Below are 15,995 nucleotides of genomic sequence, written 5' to 3' on the forward strand. Positions count from 1 at the left end.
ATAAGCCTCGCTGTAGGCTGCCCCGATGGCGGGGAGACGACGTTCCAAGAGAGAACAGCAGGTCACCGGGGCGCGTCCGGTCGCCCCGGTGACGCGCGTCCGGATGACCGGCAGCGAGCGGCGTCAGCAGCTGTTGAACGTGGCGCGGGCGCTGTTCGCCGAGAAGGGTTTCGACGGCACGTCGATCGAGGAGATCGCGCACCGCGCCAACGTGTCGAAACCCGTGGTGTACGAACACTTCGGCGGCAAAGAGGGCATCTACGCGGTGGTCGTGGACCGCGAAACGCAGCTGCTGCTCAACCGCATGGTCTCCACCCTCCACGGCGGTCACCCGCGAGCGATGCTGGAACAGGCCGCGACGGCGCTGCTGTCGTACGTCGAGGATTCCCACGACGGCTTCCGCATCCTGGTCCGCGATTCGCCGGTGGCGAGCTCCACGGGCACGTTTTCCACGGTGCTGAACGACATCGCGAGCCAGGTGGAGCACATCCTGGCCCAGCAGTTCGCGGCGCGCGGGTACGACGAGAAGCTGGCGGCGTTGTACGCGCAGGCATTGGTGGGCATGGTGGCGCTGACCGGCCAGTGGTGGCTGGACGCGCGCAAGCCGAAGCGTGACGAGGTCGCGGCCCACCTGGTGAACCTGGCCTGGAACGGGCTGTCGCACCTGGAGCACAAGCCGAAGCTCCGGCTGGGTTAGGTCAGTTTCCCGGACTCGTGCAGGTGGTCGAAGATGAGCTGGTCGACCGCCGAAACCTTGGTCCGGTCGGGGTATCCGAGCCACGCGATCTCGTCGATTTCGCTGCTCGCCGTGAGTGTTCCGCGGTACTCCGCCGTGTAGCAGGTCATCCGGACCAGGGTGCCCGCCGCGTGGCCGTGCGCCTGAGCTTCGAACGTGCCCGCCGCGGCGGCCGACTCGGGCCTGATCTCGACGTCCAGTTCTTCGCGGATCTCGCGCACCAGCGTCTCGGCGTCCGTTTCGCCCGGCTCGCGCTTGCCGCCCGGGAGGTAGTAGACCTCCTTGCCGCGCGAACGGGTGCTCAGGATCCGGCCGTCCACCAGGTGCAGCCAAGCGATCTTGTCGATCATTGCAGCTGCCCGGATTCGTGCAGGTGGTCGAAGATCAGCTGGGCCACCAGGGAAACCCGCGGCCGGTCGGTGTAGCCGAGCCAGGCGATCTCCTCGATCTCGCTGCTCGCTGTGAGCGTTCCCCGGTAGTCCGCCGAGTAGGCCGTCGTCCGGACGAGCGTGCCCGCCGCGTGGCCGTGCGCCTGCCCCTCGAACGTGCCCGCCGGGGTGATCGACTCCGGCGTGATCTCGACGTCCAGTTCTTCGCGGATCTCGCGCACCAGCGTCTCGGCGTCCGTCTCACCCGGCTCGCGCTTGCCCCCGGGGAGGTAGAACCGGTCCTTGCCGCGTGAGCGAGCCGCCAGGATCCGGCCGTCCACGAGGTGGAGCCAGGCGATCTTGTCGATCACGCCAGGCCCGCCAGCACTTCGTCCGTCGTCACGACCGTGCCGAGCCGCGGGAAGATCTTCGTGATCGCGTTCTCGTGGGAGATTTCGGACAGCGCGGTCATCGCGTCCGACACCGCGACGGTGTCGTAGCCGTGGTCCGAGGCCGCGCGCAGGGTCGACTCGACGCCGAACTCCGTCGCGATGCCGCCGAACACCACCGTGCGGACGCCCTTGCCGCGCAGGAACTCGTCGAGGTCGGTGCCGGCGAAGCCGCCGATCGTGTACTTCGTGACGATTTTGTCGTCCTCCGGTTCGAAGACGAGCTCGTTGCCCGGCGGGTTGTCGGGCCGCGACACCTTGACGATCACCACCGGCGCGCCCGCCTCGCGGAACGCCGCCCGCAGCCGGAGCGCGTTCGTGACGACTTCTTCGCCGCTGTACGGCGTGGTCGGCAACGCCACGATCCGCTCCTGCAGGTCGATCAGCACGAGCGCGGACGTGGCCGGGTCGATCTTGGTCATGCCCCGATCCTAGGCAGTAGGGTCGGCGGTATGGGGAACAACAGGGAAGTGGTGGTGACCGGCGGCGGCACCGGAATCGGCTACGCGGCCGCGGCGGCCTTCGCGGCGGCGGGCGAGAAGGTCACGATCACCGGACGCCGCGAGAAAGTGCTCACCGAGGCGGCGACGCTGCTGGGCGCTCGGGCCGTCGTGTTCGACGCCGCCGACCCGGCGGCCGTCGAAGCCGCACTGGAGGAGTTGCCGGACCGCGTCGACGTGCTCGTCAACAACGCCGGCGGCAACACGGATTTCCTCGACGCCGAAGACGGTGGTCTCGCCGGTTTCGCGGCCGCGTTCGAACGGAACCTCAAGGCCAATGTGGTCAGTGCCGCGCTGGTGACCCACGCGCTGCGCGAGCGGTTCGCCGACGGGGCGCGGATCATCACGATCGGCTCGATCGCCGCGCACACCGGCGCCGGCTCCTACGGCGCCGCGAAGGCCGCGGTCGAGGGCTGGAACGTCAGCGTGGCCAGGGAGTTCGGGCCGCGCGGGATCACCGCGAACGTCGTCGCGCCGGGGTTGATCGGCGACACCGAGTTCTTCCACGGGCAGCTGAGCGACCGCCGCCGGGAGTGGCTCATCGGGAACACGATGAACAAGCGCCCGGGCACGCCGGAGGACGTCGCCGCGGTGGTGACGTTCCTGGCGAGCCCCGCCGCCGGGCACGTGACGGGCCAAGTTCTTCACGTGAACGGCGGGGCCCACCTGGGCAAGTAGCGTTTGGATGCCGGTCCCCGATCGTCAGGTCGGCGATGACGATCGGGGACCAGCGCGGTGCTGCCGCGGGAACGCACTCTTCGGACCGCGTCCAACACGCGTCGGGGGCGGGCGAAACTCCTGGTGCAGACCATGTTCCGCGATCCGCCGCCCCGGCGGAAGTGTCCACGGCACCCACCGGGCCGTGCTTTTCTCATGATCAGGCCGGCGTGCTGAGGGGAGGTCGAGCCTCCGGCGCCACAAGTCGGCGCGGCACCGCCGGCCGCCCGTGCGGTTCGAGCGGGTGCGCGAGCCGCTAGGCCGGCGTGACCTTCAGCAGCTTGTCGTCGCTGCCGTCGGACGTCGTCACGTACAGGGCGCCGTCCGGGGCCGTGCGGACCGCGCGCAGGCGGCCGAACTTGTCGTCGAACTCCGGGGGGAGCGTGACGTCGAGGACCTTGCCCGCCGCGTCCAGGTGGTACAGCAGCAGCTTCTGGCCCTTCAACGCCACCACGACGAGCGCGCCGTCGTCCTTGCCCCACTGGGCGCCGGTCAAGAAGGCATCGCCGCTGATCGCCTCGGTGATCTTGCCGGACGTCCAGAGTGGACTCACCGCGTCCGGGAAGCGCGTGAGGTCCGTCATCGGGACGCTTTCGTCGTAGCTGGATTCGGTGCCGCCCTTCGACGGGTCCCAGCCGTAGTTCCCGCCCGGCTTCAGCAGGTTGACCTCGTCGTCGAACGTCGGCCCGTGCTCGGCGGTGATCACCTGGCCGCTGCCCGGCCGGATCGCCACCCCCTGGACGTTGCGGTGGCCGTACGTGTAGATCAGCCGTTCGCGCGGGTCCGACGACGTGATGAACGGGTTGTCCGGCAACGGGTTCCCGGTCTTCGCGTCCAGCCGCAGCACCTTGCCGCCCAGCGAATGCCGGTCCTGCGCGACCGTCGCGCGGGCGGTGTCGCCGGTGCCGACCAGCAGGGCGCCGTCCGGTGCGAACGTCGGGCGGCAGCCGGAGTGCCGTCCGCTCGGGTTCACCGGCAGCCCGGTCAGCAGGTTCTTGACGCGGGACGCGCTCCCGCCGTCGTCGGCCAGCCGCCACGTGACCAGCCGGATGTCGACGGCCTTGCCGCCCTCCTGGTGGTCCTGGCAGGTGATGAACTCGCGGCTGGTCGCGAAGTCCGGGCTGACGACCATGCCGAGCAGCCCGCCTTCGCCCTGCACGAGGACGTCGGAGAAGTCGGCGCGGACCTCGGCCGCCCGCCCGTCGCGGACCAGTGCGAGCTTGCCGGGCCGCTGCGGCACGAGGATCCCGCCGTCGGGCAGGAAACCGACGTCCCAGCCGTGCTGGAGCCCGGCGGTCACCGTCTCGACCTTGAACTTGCCGGTCGAAGCCGCCGGGGTCGCCGCGGGCGGGACGCTCTGGACGGGCGCGCTCTCCGCCCCCGAGCAGCCCAAGACCAGCAGGGACAACACGCCGATGAGACCCACGACACACCGCATACCGTTCATCCTGCCATCAAGCGGTGAAATCGCCGTTCGCCGCAACGCGCGTGAGGAAGTCCAGGTCACCCGAACCGGGGATGTAGTGGCCGGTGCCGGGCACCAGGTCCACGACGGCACCGGCCGCCTCGAGGCGGCGTTTCGTCGTGGCGGAGTCGACCATCGCGTCCTCCGCCCCGGCCACGGCGTACACCGGCATGGTCAGCCCGGCCAGGGCCGCGTCGCCGAAGACGGGGAAGGGGCCGGTGCGGTACCGGTAGTGCGCGGACACGAGCAGCTGGTGCGCCACGATCGGCGACGACTGCGGCTCGCCGAGCACGTCCGCCACGGACTTCCGCCGTCCCCGCTCGCCGAAGACGCTCAGCAGCACCGCCTTGACGACGAACCCCTTCTTCATCGGGCCGAGGCCGATCGGGCACCGCAGCGCCAGCGCGGCGACGCGCTCGGGCCGCCGGATCGCGTGGTCGAGCGCGAGCCAGCCACCGAACGACGACGTCAGGAACGCGGCCTTCGCCACATCGAAGTGGTCCAGCACCGCGTCGAGCCACGCCGCGTACCGGTCGGTGTCCAGCGGTGGCCGCGTCTCGGCGCTCAGCCCGGGTTCGCCGATGACGTCGACGGCGTACACCCGGAACCGGCCGGCCAGCGCCGGGAGCCGGTCGGCCCACTCCGCGGAGTTGCTGCCGGAACCGTGGAGCAGCACCAGCGGCGGGGCCTCGGCCGGGCCGGAGGCGACGACGAAGGTCTCGCCCTCGGGCGTCGGCACACGGACCTGTTCGTGCGGTACCGGCCAGGCCTTCAACGCGTCGAGGTAGCGCTCGCGGAGGAGGCGCGCGCCGGTTTCTGACTTGTAGATCGTCATGCAAAGTACTCTAAACGACCGTATCAAGCGGATAAAAAGGGAGTGATCAGGTGCCTGGGCGCACCAGCCCCGTCTCGTAGGCGAAGACCACGGCGTGCACCCGGTCGCGCAGCCGGAGCTTGCCGAGGATCCGCCCGACGTGCGTCTTCACCGTCGTCTCGCCGATGTACAGCTTCGCCGCGATCTCGCCGTTCGACAGCCCGCGCGCGATGAGCCCCAGGACGTCCTTCTCGCGCTCGGTCAGGGCGTCGAGCTTCGCGACGTCCGCCGGGCTGCGGTTGTCGGCGAGGTAGCGGTCGAGCAGCCGCCGCGTGACCGACGGCGAGACCATCGAGTCGCCCCGCAGCACCCCGCGGATGGCGACGAGCATCTCTTCCGACGGCGCGTCCTTCACCAGGAAACCGCTGGCCCCGGCCCGCAACGCGGCATACGCGTACTCGTCGAGGTCGAACGTCGTGATGATGAGGACGCGCACGTCCGGCAGCTCGGCGCAGATGCGCTCGGTCGCGGCGACGCCGTCGAGCACCGGCATCCGGACGTCCATCAGCACCAGGTCCGGCCGCAGCTCCCGGGCCAGCGCGACGGCTTCCGCGCCGTTGGCCGCCTCGCCCGCGACGGCGAGGTCGTCCTGGCTTTCGACGATCATGCGCAGCCCGACGCGGACCAGCTCCTGGTCGTCGCTGAGCAGGATGCGGGTGGTCACGACCCGACCACCAGGCTCGCGCGCACCCGGTACCCGCCGTCGGGCAGCGGCCCGGTCGCCAGCTCGCCGTGGTACATCTCGACGCGCTGGCGCATGCCCGTCAGCCCGCGGCCGGACGACGGCAGGGCGGGCGCCGGCGCGGGTGCGGCGTGGCCGCCGGTGTTCGTCACCTCGATGTGGATCTCGGACGGGGCGAAGGTGACGCTGACGCGGCCGGTCGCGTCGGCCGGGGCGTGCTTGATCATGTTGGTCAGGGCCTCCTGGACGATCCGGTACGCCTGCAGCGCGGCGCTCGCGGTCAGGCCGCCGGGGTCGCCGGTGACGTCGAGCGTGACGTCCCGCCCGGACTGCTCGACGAGCTCGCGCAGCTCGGCGAGCGTCGGCTGGGGACTGCGCGCCGCCCGGCCGGCGTGCAGGACTTCGAGGAGCCGCCGCAACTCGGCCAGCGCGTCCCGGCCCGTGCGGCCGATGGTGTCGAGCGTGCGGTCGACGGCTTCGGGGTCGCGGTGCCGGGCGAGCTTCGCGCCTTCGGCGTTCAGCACGATCACGCTCATGCTGTGCGCCAGCACGTCGTGCAGCTCCCGCGCGATCCGGGTGCGTTCCTCCGCGGCCGCCGCGCGCGTCTGGGCGTCGGCGCGTTTCTCCTCCTCCGCGCCGAGCTGTTCCTGTTTGCGGAAGAACTCCCCGAGCGCCCACGCCGCGATGTGCAGCGGCAGGACGCCGATGATCGTGAAGGTCGGGTTTTCGGTGAACGAGCCCCAGGTGAAGCCCCACATGAAGTCGAGGACGACGACGCAGGCGGCGATCAGCGCGCCGAACCACCGGTCGCCCCGCTTCACCAGGTTGAACAGCACGACCGCCATGCCCAGCTCGACGCGGCCGCGGTCGTACGCCCAGATCTCGTTCATGTACACCGCCGTCGCCCCGGCGATGATCAGCACCGCGGTCGTCCGCGGGAACCGGCGGCGGACCAGCAGCGGCAGCAGGAAGACCATCGGGAACGCGCGGGTGGTCCACGGTTCTTCGCCGGACAGGCTGGGCGCGAGGAGGAGAAAAACGGCGTACAGCGGCAGGTCCACCGTCCACCGGTGCCCGCGCACCCACTTCACGAGTCGTTCCATGCCACCGAACGTAATGCCGGGACTGGCCTGCCGCGTCCTTCCTCCGGTCCGTCCTTGTCCTCCCGGGGGAGGACAAGGACACCGGTCGATCCGACGGATTCGCGGCCACCTCCCGTTCCTAGCGTCGGGACCATGTCGATCACCAGCGAATTCCTCCGTCATCCGATGTTGACGGGCGCCATCGCGCCCAGTTCGCCGCGGCTGGCCGAAACCATGACCGCGGGCCTCGGCCTGGAACTCGCGACGCGCGTCGCCGAGCTCGGGCCGGGCACCGGCGTGTTCACCAAAGCTGTCCTCGCGCTGCTTCGCCCCGAAGCACGCCTGACCGCTTACGAGATCAACCCGCGTTTCACGTCGTTTCTTCGTGAGCGCTTTCCACAGGTCGCCGTCGTGACCGGCTCGGCAGAGCACTGCCTCGCCGACCATGCAGACGTCGACGTCATCGTCTCGGGTCTGCCTTGGACGGCCATGACCGCGGACCGCCAGCACCGCATCCTCGACTCCGTCCTCGCGGCGCTGGCCCCGAACGGCCGGTTCACGACGTTCGCGTACGCCCACGCGGCCTGGACACCACCCGCGCGCCGCTTCGCGGCTTCGCTGCGAAGCCGTTTCGCCGTCGTGGAGCGCACTCCGGTCGTCTGGGGCAACCTGCCGCCCGCGTTCGTCTACCGCGCGGCGCTGCCGGTGGCCGTGGGGAGGACCCGGCATGGACAGCCTGCTGCGGCCCCTGCTTGACGCGCCCGCGGTCGTCGTCTGCCTGGTCTGCGGCCTGCTGATCACCGCGGAAACCGCGCTGCTGCCGGGCATCGTGCTGCCGACGCTGTCGACGTTGCTGCTGATGGGCTTCCTCGCCGAGCGGGGCACGCTCCACCTCGGACTCGCGCTGGCGGTGGCCGTGCTGGCGGCCGTCCTCGGCGACCAGCTCGCGTACCTCGAAGGACGGCACTGGGGACCCCGGTTGCGCGCCTCCCGGTGGGCGCGCCGCCTCGGTGAGGACCGCTGGGACCGCGCGGAAGCGGCGGTCGCGCGCTACGGCATCCCGGCGGTCATCGCGGGCCGCTGCCTGGCCGGGGTCCGGAAGCTGGTGCCGCGCGTCGCGGGCTCCGCGGCGATGCCGTACCGCCGGTTCGCGGCGGGCAGCGTGGCGGCGGCGGTGCTGTGGGCGAGCGCGGAACTGCTGGTCGGTCACGTGACGGCGCTGGTGGTCTGAAGCCGGTCCGCGGTTTCGGCGTCCGCGGGCAGGAACGTCTCCAGCTTCAGCTCCGACACCGTCACGTCCGCCGCCGTCGCGAAGGTCGTGATCGCCGTGATCAGGCGCAGCTCGCCGACCGAAGTGGCCAGCCGGACCGGCACCGCGAACCCCAGGTGCTCCGGCCCCGGCGCGGCCGCCGGCGGCAGGTACCCCTCCAGCTCGGCGAGCTGCGCGGCCAGCCGGTCGTCCGGGGTGCGGGCCAGGTCGTTGCGGATGCGCTCGAGGATGTGCCGCGCCCAGTCGTCGAGGTTGCGCACCCGCGGCGCCATCCCGCGCGGGTGCAGTGCGAGCCGAAGCGTGTCCACCGGTTCGCGGAGCAGCTCCGGCGAGACACCCTCGGTGAGCAGGGCGAACGCGTCGTTCTTCGCGACGAGGACGCCGTAGCGGTCGACGACGATCGCGGGGTAGGGCCGGTGGCCGTCGAGCAGCCGCCGCAGCCCCTCGAGCACCGGCCGGATCGCCGGGTCGTCGAGCCGGGTTTCGGGGTACGTCGGCGCGTAGCCGGCGGCGTGCAGCAGGCCGTTGCGCTCGCGCAGCGGCAGTTCGAGGGACTCGGCGACGCGCAGCACCATGCCGCGGCCGGGCAGCGAGCGCCCGCTCTCCATGAAGCTCACGTGCCGCTGCGTCGTGCCCGCGCGCAACGCCAGGTCGAGCTGGCTGAGCCGCCGCCGGGTCCGCCAGTCCTTGAGCGCCGTTCCGAAGTCCACGGGTCCATCCTGCTCGGGTCCGCCATTCCCCGCGGGGAATTGAGGGCATACCCCGTCTCGGCGACGCTTCCGGCATGACGAACTACGGCCTGGTCGTGCCGACCTACCAGCCCATCCTCGACGCCGGGCGCACCGCGCCCGAGCTGGTCGACACCGCCGTCGAAGCCGAGCGGCTCGGCCTCGACTCGGTGTGGGTCGGCGACACCCTCGCGCGGGCGCCCCTGGACGCCCTGACGACGCTCGCCGCCTTCGCGACGCGCACTTCCCGCGTGACGCTGGGGACGTCCGCGCTCCTCCCGGCACTGCGGAACCCGCTGCTGACGGCGAACCAGCTGCTTTCCCTGGACCTGCTCAGCGGCGGACGGCTCACGGTGGCCGTCGGCGCCGGGTTCGCCGGGCGGAGCGAACCGGAGTTCGCGTTCGCCGGCGTCCCGTGGGAGCGACGGCGGGCGCGGCTGGACGACATCGTGGCGCTGTGGCGCCACATCTGGAGCGGCTCGTCGGCTCCGTTCCACGGCTCGGTGCTGCACTACGACTCGCTGCCGGCGTTCCCGGCGCCGACGCGGCCCGGCGGCCCGCCGATCTGGCTGGCGGCGTACACGCCGGGCGCCCTGGAGCGCGTCGGACGGCTTTACGACGGCTGGCTGCCCTACCCGCCCGACCCGGCGGACTACGGCACCGGGCTGGCGCAGATCCGCTCGACGGCGTCGCGCCCGGTGACCCCGGCGCTGTTCGCGACGGTCCTGGTGGAGGACGACCCCGTGCGCGGACGTGCGCTGCTGGAGGAGTACTGCCAACGCAACTACGGCATGCCGGCGGACTTCGTCCAGGGCATCCAGATGCAGGTGACGGGCAGCGCCGCCGAGGTGGCCGCGCGGCTGCGGGAGTACGAAGGGGTGGAGCACTTCCTGCTGCGCGTGGCGAGCACGGAACCGAAGGTCTTCGACGACCAGCTGCCCCGGCTCGCGGAGGTGGTGGCGCTGCTGCGCGACCAGCGGTGATCGGAAACCTGTCGGGGGTGGCACGTAGGCTGGGACCGTGACCGACGCTCCACTGTCCGGACTCCTCACCGCCATCCTTCCCGACCCGGCCCTGCGCGGCGTGGTCGAGCGCGCCGGCGCGCCGCTGCTCGAGCTCCAGGGCCCGATCGCCGCGCGGCAGCTCGTCGCGGCCGCGCTCGCCGCCGATGCCGGGGCCGGCAAGCCCGTGCTCGCCGTCACCGCCACCGGCCGCGAGGCCGACGAGCTGACCACGTCCCTGGGAGCGCTCCTGGGGGCGGACCGGGTCGCCGACTTCCCCTCCTGGGAAACGCTGCCCCACGAGCGGCTCTCGCCGCGCGCCGACACCGTCGGCCGCCGACTGGAAGTGCTGCACCGGCTCAAGGCCGGCGACGACGCTCTCCGCGTGGTCGTCGCGACCGTCCGCAGCCTCATCCAGCCGATGGCACCCGGCCTCGGCTCGCTCGCCCCCGTCGACCTGGTCGTCGGCGAAGAGCAGAGCTTCGAAGAGCTGCTCGAACGGCTCGTCGAGCTGGCCTACACCCGCGTCGACATGGTCGAGAAGCGCGGCGAGTTCGCCGTCCGCGGCGGCATCCTCGACCTGTTCGGGCCGACCGCGCAGCACCCCGTCCGGGTCGAGTTCTGGGGTGACGAGGTCAGCGAGATCCGCGCGTTCGCCGTCTCCGACCAGCGGTCGCTGCCCGGTGAGATCCAGCGCGTCACCGCGCCGCCGTGCCGCGAGCTGCTGCTCACCGCGCCGGTGAAGGAGAAGGCCGCGGAGCTGGCGAAGACGTACGAAGCCGACGCCCACCTGGCCGAGATGCTCACCAAGCTCGCCGACGGCATCCCCGTCGAGGGCATGGAGGCGCTCATCCCGGTGCTCTGCGAAGGCGAGCTGGAGCTGCTCACCGACGCGATGCCGGTGGGCACCCACGTCCTGCTGACGGACCCGGAGAAGATCCGCGCCCGCGCCGCCGACCTCGTCCGCACCGGCCAGGAGTTCCTCGAAGCCTCCTGGACGACGGCCGCCGCGGGCGGGCAGGCCCCCATCGACCTCGGCGCGTCCGCCTACCGCGGGCTCGACGAGATCGCCTCCCACGCGCAGGACACCAAGCGCGCCTGGTGGACGCTCACCCAGCTGACCAGCGAAGACCCCGACGTCTACCGCGTCTCGGTCGAGGCCGCGCCCGCCTACCGCGGCGAGCTCGAACGCGCGATCACCGACCTGCGCGCGCACACGGCGTCGGGCGGCACGGCGGTGCTCGTCGTCGCCGGCCACGGCACCGCGACGCGCGCGGTCGAACAGCTCTCGAGCGCGGACGTCCCGGCCACCCAGGCCGGTGACGGCCTGAAGAGCGCCCCGGCACCCGGCGTCGTCACGGTCACCTGCGGCGGCCTCACCGAGGGTTTCGTCTCGCCGGAGCGCGCCCTCGTCGTGCTGAGCGAAGCGGACCTGACCGGCCGCGGCGCGGGCGCCGGAACGTCCACAAAGGATCTCAACACCAAGATGCCGTCCCGGCGGCGCAACGCCGTCGACCCGCTCGCGCTCAAGAACGGCGACTACGTCGTGCACGAGCAGCACGGCATCGGCCGGTTCATCGAGATGGTGCAGCGCACCGTCGCCGGCGCGACCCGCGAGTACCTGCTGCTGGAGTACGGCTCGTCCAAGCGCGGCCACCCCGGCGACCGCCTGTTCGTCCCGACCGACCAGCTCGACGAGGTGTCCAAGTACGTCGGCGGCGAGCTGCCCACGCTGAACAAGCTCGGCGGCTCCGACTGGAAGAACACCAAGGCCAGGGCCAAGAAGGCGGTCAAGGAGATCGCCGCCGAGCTGGTCCAGCTGTACGCGGCGCGCCAAGCGGCGCCCGGGCACGCGTTCGGGCCGGACACGCCGTGGCAGGGCGAGCTGGAGGACGCCTTCCCGTTCACCGAGACCAACGACCAGCTCGCCGCGATCGACGAGGTCAAGGCGGACATGGAACGCGGCGTCCCGATGGACCGCGTCATCTGCGGCGACGTCGGCTACGGCAAGACGGAGATCGCCGTCCGCGCCGCGTTCAAGGCGGTGCAGGACGGCAAGCAGGTCGCGGTGCTCGTCCCGACGACGCTGCTCGCCCAGCAGCACCTGAACACCTTCACCGAGCGCATGCGCTCGTTCCCGGTGAAGATCCGGGGCCTGTCACGGTTCTCCGCCAAGAGCGAGACCGACGAGACCCTGGAGCAGCTGGCCAGCGGCGAGGTCGACATCGTCATCGGCACGCACCGCCTGCTGCAGACCGGCATCCGCTACAAGGACCTCGGCCTCGTGATCGTCGACGAGGAGCAGCGCTTCGGCGTCGAGCACAAGGAACACATCAAGGCGCTGCGCACGCACGTCGACGTCCTGACGATGTCGGCGACGCCGATCCCGCGCACGCTGGAGATGTCGCTGGCCGGCATCCGCGAGATGTCGACGATCCTCACGCCGCCCGAGGACCGCCACCCGATCCTGACCTACGTCGGCGCGTACGACGACAAGCAGGTCGGCGCCGCCATCCGGCGTGAGCTGCTGCGCGACGGCCAGGTGTTCTACGTCCACAACCGCGTCTCGTCGATCGAGAAGGCCGCGCGCCACATCCGGGAGCTGGTGCCGGAGGCGCGGGTCGTCACCGCGCACGGGCAGATGAACGAGGACAAGCTCGAGAAGATCATCCAGGGCTTCTGGGAGAACGAGTACGACGTCCTGGTGTGCACCACGATCGTCGAGACCGGGCTGGACATCTCGAACGCCAACACGCTGCTGGTCGAGCGCGGTGACCTGCTGGGCCTGGCGCAGCTCCACCAGCTGCGCGGCCGCGTCGGGCGTGGGCGCGAGCGCGGGTATGCGTACTTCCTGTACCCGCCGGAGGCGCCGCTGACGGAGACGGCGCACGACCGGCTCGCGACGATCGCCCAGAACACGGAGCTCGGCGCGGGCATGGCGGTCGCGATGAAGGACCTGGAAATCCGGGGCGCGGGAAACATCCTCGGCGCGGAGCAGTCCGGTCACATCGCGGGTGTCGGGTTCGACCTGTACGTGCGCCTGGTCGGCGAAGCGGTCGACGCGTTCCGCCGGCACGCCGGCGCGGAGCCGGCGGAGGACGAGGAGCTGGCCGACGTCCGCGTCGACCTCCCGATCGACGCCCACCTCCCGCACGACTACGTCCCGGGCGAGCGGCTGCGGCTCGAGGCGTACCGCAAGATCGCGGCGGCGCCGGACACCGAGGGCCTGGACGCGGTGCGCGAAGAGCTGATCGACCGGTACGGCCAGCCGCCGGCCCCGGTGCGGAGGTTGCTGGCGGTCGCGAAGTTCCGGCACACGTGCCGCGAGGCGGGCGTGACGGAGGTGGCGGTCCAGGGCAACACGATCCGGTTCGCACCGCTGCCGCTGCAGGACTCGCAGCTGGTCAGGTTGAAGCGGCTGTACCCGAAGGCGACGTTCAAGGCCGTGACGAACACGGTCTCGGTCCCCAAGCCCACGGAAGGCCCGGCCGGCGGCCGGATCGGCGCCCCGACCCTGCGGGACGAGGAGCTGCTGGACTGGTGCACCAAGCTGCTGCTCCAGCTGACGAAGAAGCCGGCACCGGTTTCGTAGGGCGGCGGCTCGTCACGCTCACGCGCACGCAAGACCGGCGGGGACGGCACCACTGCCGTCCCCGTTGAGCGTTCCTCAGCCGACTTCGCTGAACATCGGCGGCCGCGGCTCCGCCAGCCCCATCCGCACCTGCTCCTCCGGTACCGGGATCGCTCCGGCCCCCGCCATCGGCAGCGGCCGGGGCCTTCGCGGCATCCGCGATCCCGCACCCCCGCCACGACCCGGGTAGACGAGCAGCCCGCGCGTCGGGTCCGGCACGGCGTCCAGCGCCGCCGTCACCGCCGGGAGGAGGCGGAACGCGTCGCGGCGTTCCTCCGTGGTGAACTCGATCTCCAGCACCACGCCCCAGCGGTGTTCGTGCCAGACCCACTGCTCGGCGCCGTTCGTCAGTGCTGCTTCCGTCAGTGCGTCACCTCGGGCGAGCCGCCACAACGAAGCCGTGGACTCGCCATCGAACACCTCGATGGTCAGCCAGTGGTCCATGTCATCGACGTTACGCCCGGCGACACCGCCCGGGTGTTGCGTTTCGGGTGCGATGGTGTGAGAGGGTATGCGCTGTGATGCGGATCATGGGGCGCCCTCGCGCGCTGGTCGCGGTCGTTGCCGGTGCACTTCTGCTCGCCGGGTGCGGGTCGGGCCCCAGCCAGATCGGCAGCGCGGTGATCGTCGGCGACCGGTCGGTTTCGCTCGACCAGGTCCAGTCGATGATCGACCAGGCGGTCCGGGACCAGCCGTACGCGCAGAAGCTCGCCCGTGAGCACAAGCTCGACCTGCTTGGCCGCGAAATCGTCAAGCAGACGGTGCTCCACGAGCTCGTCCTGCGCGCCGCGAAGCAGGAGAACCTCACCGCGGACCAGGCGAAGATCGCGCAGAAGGCCGCGACGCAGTCGAGCACGCCGGTCAGCGACACCGGGCAGGGCGACCAGGTCGCCGTCTCGCAGATCGTCGCGAACCTGCGCGACCGCACCGAGCGCGCCACCGACACCTACTTCGAGCAGGAGCTCGCGAACAAGTACCTGCCGAAGCTCTCGGTCGGCGCGGACTACGTCGGCATCAGCGCCACCAGCGAGACCGACCCGGAGGCCCGCGCCCGCGCCTTCGACCTCGTGAAGCAGTTCTCCGCCGACCCGGGCAAGATCCAGGCGACCATCCAGCAGGCGACCCAGGAAGCGCAGCAGGCCCAGCAGACCGGCATGCCCGGTCCGGGCGGGTTCTCCGACGCCGGCCTCACCGAGCTCTTCGGCGCCTCGCAGTACCCCTCGCTGGCGCAGACCGCCCTGTTCGGCGTCGACGCGAACAGCGTCGTCACGTTCCAGGCGCGGATGCCGGCCAAGCCGGACTGGTACGTCTTCGTGGTCCGCGCCCGCGGCACCAACCAGGCGCTGCCCGCCGACCAGGAGGCGCAGAAGCCGACGGACGAGCAGCTGACCCAGATCGGCATCCGGCTGCTGCAGCCCTACCTCGGCCAGAGCGGGCTGCGCGTCAACCCCCGGTACGGCGTGTGGGATGTTGTGAGCATGAACCTCGCGCCGAACCAGGACGCCACCAAGGGCACCGTGCAGCCCTTGCGCGGTGCCGCACCCGCTCAGCAGTGAGCACGGGCGTCGTCGTGGTCGTCCGCGGGGCGACGCTGCCCGGCGCGGCCTTGAAGATCCTTCGTGAGTCCACCGAGGTCTACGCGGCCACGGACGTCGACCCCGCCGCGTTCGGCGTCCCGGCCATCACCGAGGCGCCTTCGCTCGTGGACGTCGTGCTGCTCGCCGGGTCCCGCGACGAGCCCGCGGCGTCGCTGCTCATCGCGACCGGCGCGGAGGTCATCGAGACGCCGGTGCCGCCCCTGGTCGAGGCCGCCGACGTGATGGACCGGCTCCGCTCGCCGGGCGGCTGCCCGTGGGACGCGGTGCAGACGCACGATTCGCTGCGGCAGTACCTGGTCGAGGAGACCTACGAGCTGCTCGACGCCATCGAAGAGGGCGATCGCGAGGCGTTGCGCGAAGAGCTCGGCGACGTCCTGCTGCAGGTGCTCTTCCACTCCCGCGTCGCCGCGGAGGATCCCGAAGACCCCTTCGGCATCGACGACGTCGCCGCCGCGCTGGTCACCAAGCTGGTGGGCCGGCACCCCCACGTCTTCGCCGACGCCGACCAGGTGCACACGGTCGAGCACCAGAACGTCAAGTGGGAAGAGCTGAAGCAGCGCGAGAAGCAGCGCAAGTCCATTGTGGACGGCGTGGCGCTCGGACAGCCCGCGGTGGCGCTGGCGGGCAAGCTGGGGCAGCGGTCCGGGCGCGCGGGCATCCCGCTCGACCTCTTCCCGACCGGCACCGCCGCGGCCGCCCAGCTGTTCCGCATCGCGGCGACGGCGCGGCGCGCGGGCGTCGACCCCGAAGGCGAGCTGCGGGCCGTGGCGAAGCAGTTCGCGAAGGACGTCCAGGCCGCCGAACAGGCCGCCCGCGACGCCGGGCTGGAGCCGACGACCCTGGAGGCCGACGGCTGGCGTAAGTTTTGGCCTTCCTCCTCGGTGTGACGCAGCA

17 protein-coding genes are annotated in these 15,995 nt (G+C 71.5%); 8 read left to right on the forward strand and 9 right to left on the reverse strand.

All coding sequences use genetic code 11. The features are described from left to right. Positions 1-103 precede the first annotated feature (103 nt). Positions 104-697, forward strand: a complete 594-nt coding sequence (locus ACH54P_RS35560; protein WP_489916826.1) for a TetR family transcriptional regulator — start codon at positions 104-106, stop codon at positions 695-697. Here ACH54P_RS35560 and ACH54P_RS35565 read toward each other — a convergent pair. From ACH54P_RS35565 to ACH54P_RS35575, 3 genes are read right to left on the reverse strand one after another with little or no spacing between them, the layout of a single operon-like run. Next, the gene (locus ACH54P_RS35565; protein WP_489907673.1) at positions 694-1,086 is read right to left on the reverse strand and encodes an NUDIX hydrolase; all 393 of its coding nucleotides are present in this window, start codon (positions 1,084-1,086) and stop codon (positions 694-696) included. The genes ACH54P_RS35560 and ACH54P_RS35565 overlap by 4 nt on opposite strands. Beyond that, positions 1,083-1,475, reverse strand: coding sequence for an NUDIX hydrolase (locus tag ACH54P_RS35570; protein ID WP_489907674.1), 393 nt, complete (start codon positions 1,473-1,475; stop codon positions 1,083-1,085). The genes ACH54P_RS35565 and ACH54P_RS35570 overlap by 4 nt, the downstream gene beginning before the upstream one ends. Further along, positions 1,472-1,975 carry an isochorismatase family protein gene (locus tag ACH54P_RS35575; RefSeq protein WP_489907675.1) on the reverse strand — a complete coding sequence of 168 codons (504 nt, stop codon included), beginning with the start codon at positions 1,973-1,975 and terminating at the stop codon, positions 1,472-1,474. Before ACH54P_RS35575 ends, ACH54P_RS35570 begins: the two co-directional genes overlap by 4 nt. Before the next feature lie 30 nt (positions 1,976-2,005). Here ACH54P_RS35575 and ACH54P_RS35580 point away from each other — a divergent pair, with 30 nt between their 5' ends. Then, a complete protein-coding gene (locus tag ACH54P_RS35580) occupies positions 2,006-2,731 on the forward strand; it encodes an SDR family NAD(P)-dependent oxidoreductase (RefSeq protein ID WP_489907676.1) in 726 nt (241 codons plus the stop codon). A gap of 295 nt (positions 2,732-3,026) precedes the next feature. Here ACH54P_RS35580 and ACH54P_RS35585 read toward each other — a convergent pair whose 3' ends face one another. Genes ACH54P_RS35585 through ACH54P_RS35600 form a run of 4 tightly spaced genes read right to left on the reverse strand, consistent with a single transcriptional unit; the run spans position 3,027 to position 6,894 of the window. Beyond that, on the reverse strand, positions 3,027-4,208 hold the full coding sequence (locus tag ACH54P_RS35585; protein WP_489907677.1) for a PQQ-dependent sugar dehydrogenase: 1,182 nt from the start codon (positions 4,206-4,208) through the stop codon (positions 3,027-3,029). Positions 4,209-4,224: 16 nt separating this feature from the next. Next, positions 4,225-5,070: an alpha/beta fold hydrolase gene (locus tag ACH54P_RS35590; protein WP_489907678.1), complete on the reverse strand. Its 846-nt coding sequence runs from the start codon at positions 5,068-5,070 to the stop codon at positions 4,225-4,227. Positions 5,071-5,116: 46 nt separating this feature from the next. Beyond that, a complete protein-coding gene (locus ACH54P_RS35595; RefSeq protein WP_489907679.1) occupies positions 5,117-5,773 on the reverse strand; it encodes a response regulator in 657 nt (218 codons plus the stop codon). Next, on the reverse strand, positions 5,770-6,894 hold the full coding sequence (locus ACH54P_RS35600) for a sensor histidine kinase (protein WP_489907680.1): 1,125 nt from the start codon (positions 6,892-6,894) through the stop codon (positions 5,770-5,772). Before ACH54P_RS35600 ends, ACH54P_RS35595 begins: the two co-directional genes overlap by 4 nt. Positions 6,895-7,026: 132 nt before the next feature. Between ACH54P_RS35600 and ACH54P_RS35605 the strand changes: the two genes are divergently transcribed. Further along, the gene (locus ACH54P_RS35605; RefSeq protein WP_489907681.1) at positions 7,027-7,629 is read left to right on the forward strand and encodes a class I SAM-dependent methyltransferase; all 603 of its coding nucleotides are present in this window, start codon (positions 7,027-7,029) and stop codon (positions 7,627-7,629) included. Beyond that, positions 7,601-8,104, forward strand: a complete 504-nt coding sequence (locus ACH54P_RS35610) for a DedA family protein (RefSeq protein ID WP_489907682.1) — start codon at positions 7,601-7,603, stop codon at positions 8,102-8,104. The genes ACH54P_RS35605 and ACH54P_RS35610 overlap by 29 nt, the downstream gene beginning before the upstream one ends. Here the strand turns inward: ACH54P_RS35610 and ACH54P_RS35615 are convergent. Next, positions 8,080-8,853 carry an MmyB family transcriptional regulator gene (locus ACH54P_RS35615; RefSeq protein ID WP_489907683.1) on the reverse strand — a complete coding sequence of 258 codons (774 nt, stop codon included), beginning with the start codon at positions 8,851-8,853 and terminating at the stop codon, positions 8,080-8,082. The two genes, ACH54P_RS35610 and ACH54P_RS35615, sit on opposite strands and share 25 nt — an antisense overlap. Before the next feature lie 74 nt (positions 8,854-8,927). Between ACH54P_RS35615 and ACH54P_RS35620 the strand changes: the two genes are divergently transcribed. After that, a complete protein-coding gene (locus ACH54P_RS35620; protein WP_489907684.1) occupies positions 8,928-9,854 on the forward strand; it encodes an LLM class flavin-dependent oxidoreductase in 927 nt (308 codons plus the stop codon). Positions 9,855-9,906: 52 nt separating this feature from the next. Further along, positions 9,907-13,464 carry a transcription-repair coupling factor gene (gene mfd / locus ACH54P_RS35625; protein WP_489916828.1) on the forward strand — a complete coding sequence of 1,186 codons (3,558 nt, stop codon included), beginning with the start codon at positions 9,907-9,909 and terminating at the stop codon, positions 13,462-13,464. A 75-nt stretch (positions 13,465-13,539) separates the two neighbouring features. Here mfd and ACH54P_RS35630 read toward each other — a convergent pair whose 3' ends face one another. Next, complete coding sequence (locus tag ACH54P_RS35630) at positions 13,540-13,947, reverse strand: hypothetical protein (protein WP_489907685.1); 408 nt, start codon at positions 13,945-13,947, stop codon at positions 13,540-13,542. 86 nt (positions 13,948-14,033) lie between these two features. Here ACH54P_RS35630 and ACH54P_RS35635 point away from each other — a divergent pair, with 86 nt between their 5' ends. Both ACH54P_RS35635 and ACH54P_RS35640 read left to right on the forward strand, forming a co-directional pair. Then, positions 14,034-15,059: a hypothetical protein gene (locus tag ACH54P_RS35635; RefSeq protein ID WP_489907686.1), complete on the forward strand. Its 1,026-nt coding sequence runs from the start codon at positions 14,034-14,036 to the stop codon at positions 15,057-15,059. Beyond that, positions 15,056-15,988 (forward strand): nucleoside triphosphate pyrophosphohydrolase, encoded by a 933-nt coding sequence (locus ACH54P_RS35640; protein ID WP_489907687.1) that lies wholly within the window; start codon positions 15,056-15,058, stop codon positions 15,986-15,988. The genes ACH54P_RS35635 and ACH54P_RS35640 overlap by 4 nt, the downstream gene beginning before the upstream one ends. Positions 15,989-15,995: the final 7 nt, after the last annotated feature.

The sequence above is a fragment of the Amycolatopsis sp. N2S4-7 genome (genome assembly GCF_058119595.1).

Coding starts and splice junctions, on each gene's coding strand:
- ACH54P_RS35560 (WP_489916826.1), top strand. CDS start 104: ATGACCGGCAGCGAGCGGCGTCAGCAGCTGTTGAACGTGGCGCGGGCG.
- ACH54P_RS35565 (WP_489907673.1), bottom strand. CDS start 1,086: ATGATCGACAAGATCGCTTGGCTGCACCTGGTGGACGGCCGGATCCTG.
- ACH54P_RS35575 (WP_489907675.1), bottom strand. CDS start 1,975: ATGACCAAGATCGACCCGGCCACGTCCGCGCTCGTGCTGATCGACCTG.
- ACH54P_RS35580 (WP_489907676.1), top strand. CDS start 2,006: ATGGGGAACAACAGGGAAGTGGTGGTGACCGGCGGCGGCACCGGAATC.
- ACH54P_RS35585 (WP_489907677.1), bottom strand. CDS start 4,208: ATGCGGTGTGTCGTGGGTCTCATCGGCGTGTTGTCCCTGCTGGTCTTG.
- ACH54P_RS35590 (WP_489907678.1), bottom strand. CDS start 5,070: ATGACGATCTACAAGTCAGAAACCGGCGCGCGCCTCCTCCGCGAGCGC.
- ACH54P_RS35600 (WP_489907680.1), bottom strand. CDS start 6,894: ATGGAACGACTCGTGAAGTGGGTGCGCGGGCACCGGTGGACGGTGGAC.
- ACH54P_RS35605 (WP_489907681.1), top strand. CDS start 7,027: ATGTCGATCACCAGCGAATTCCTCCGTCATCCGATGTTGACGGGCGCC.
- ACH54P_RS35610 (WP_489907682.1), top strand. CDS start 7,601: ATGGACAGCCTGCTGCGGCCCCTGCTTGACGCGCCCGCGGTCGTCGTC.
- ACH54P_RS35620 (WP_489907684.1), top strand. CDS start 8,928: ATGACGAACTACGGCCTGGTCGTGCCGACCTACCAGCCCATCCTCGAC.
- ACH54P_RS35630 (WP_489907685.1), bottom strand. CDS start 13,947: ATGGACCACTGGCTGACCATCGAGGTGTTCGATGGCGAGTCCACGGCT.
- ACH54P_RS35635 (WP_489907686.1), top strand. CDS start 14,034: ATGGGGCGCCCTCGCGCGCTGGTCGCGGTCGTTGCCGGTGCACTTCTG.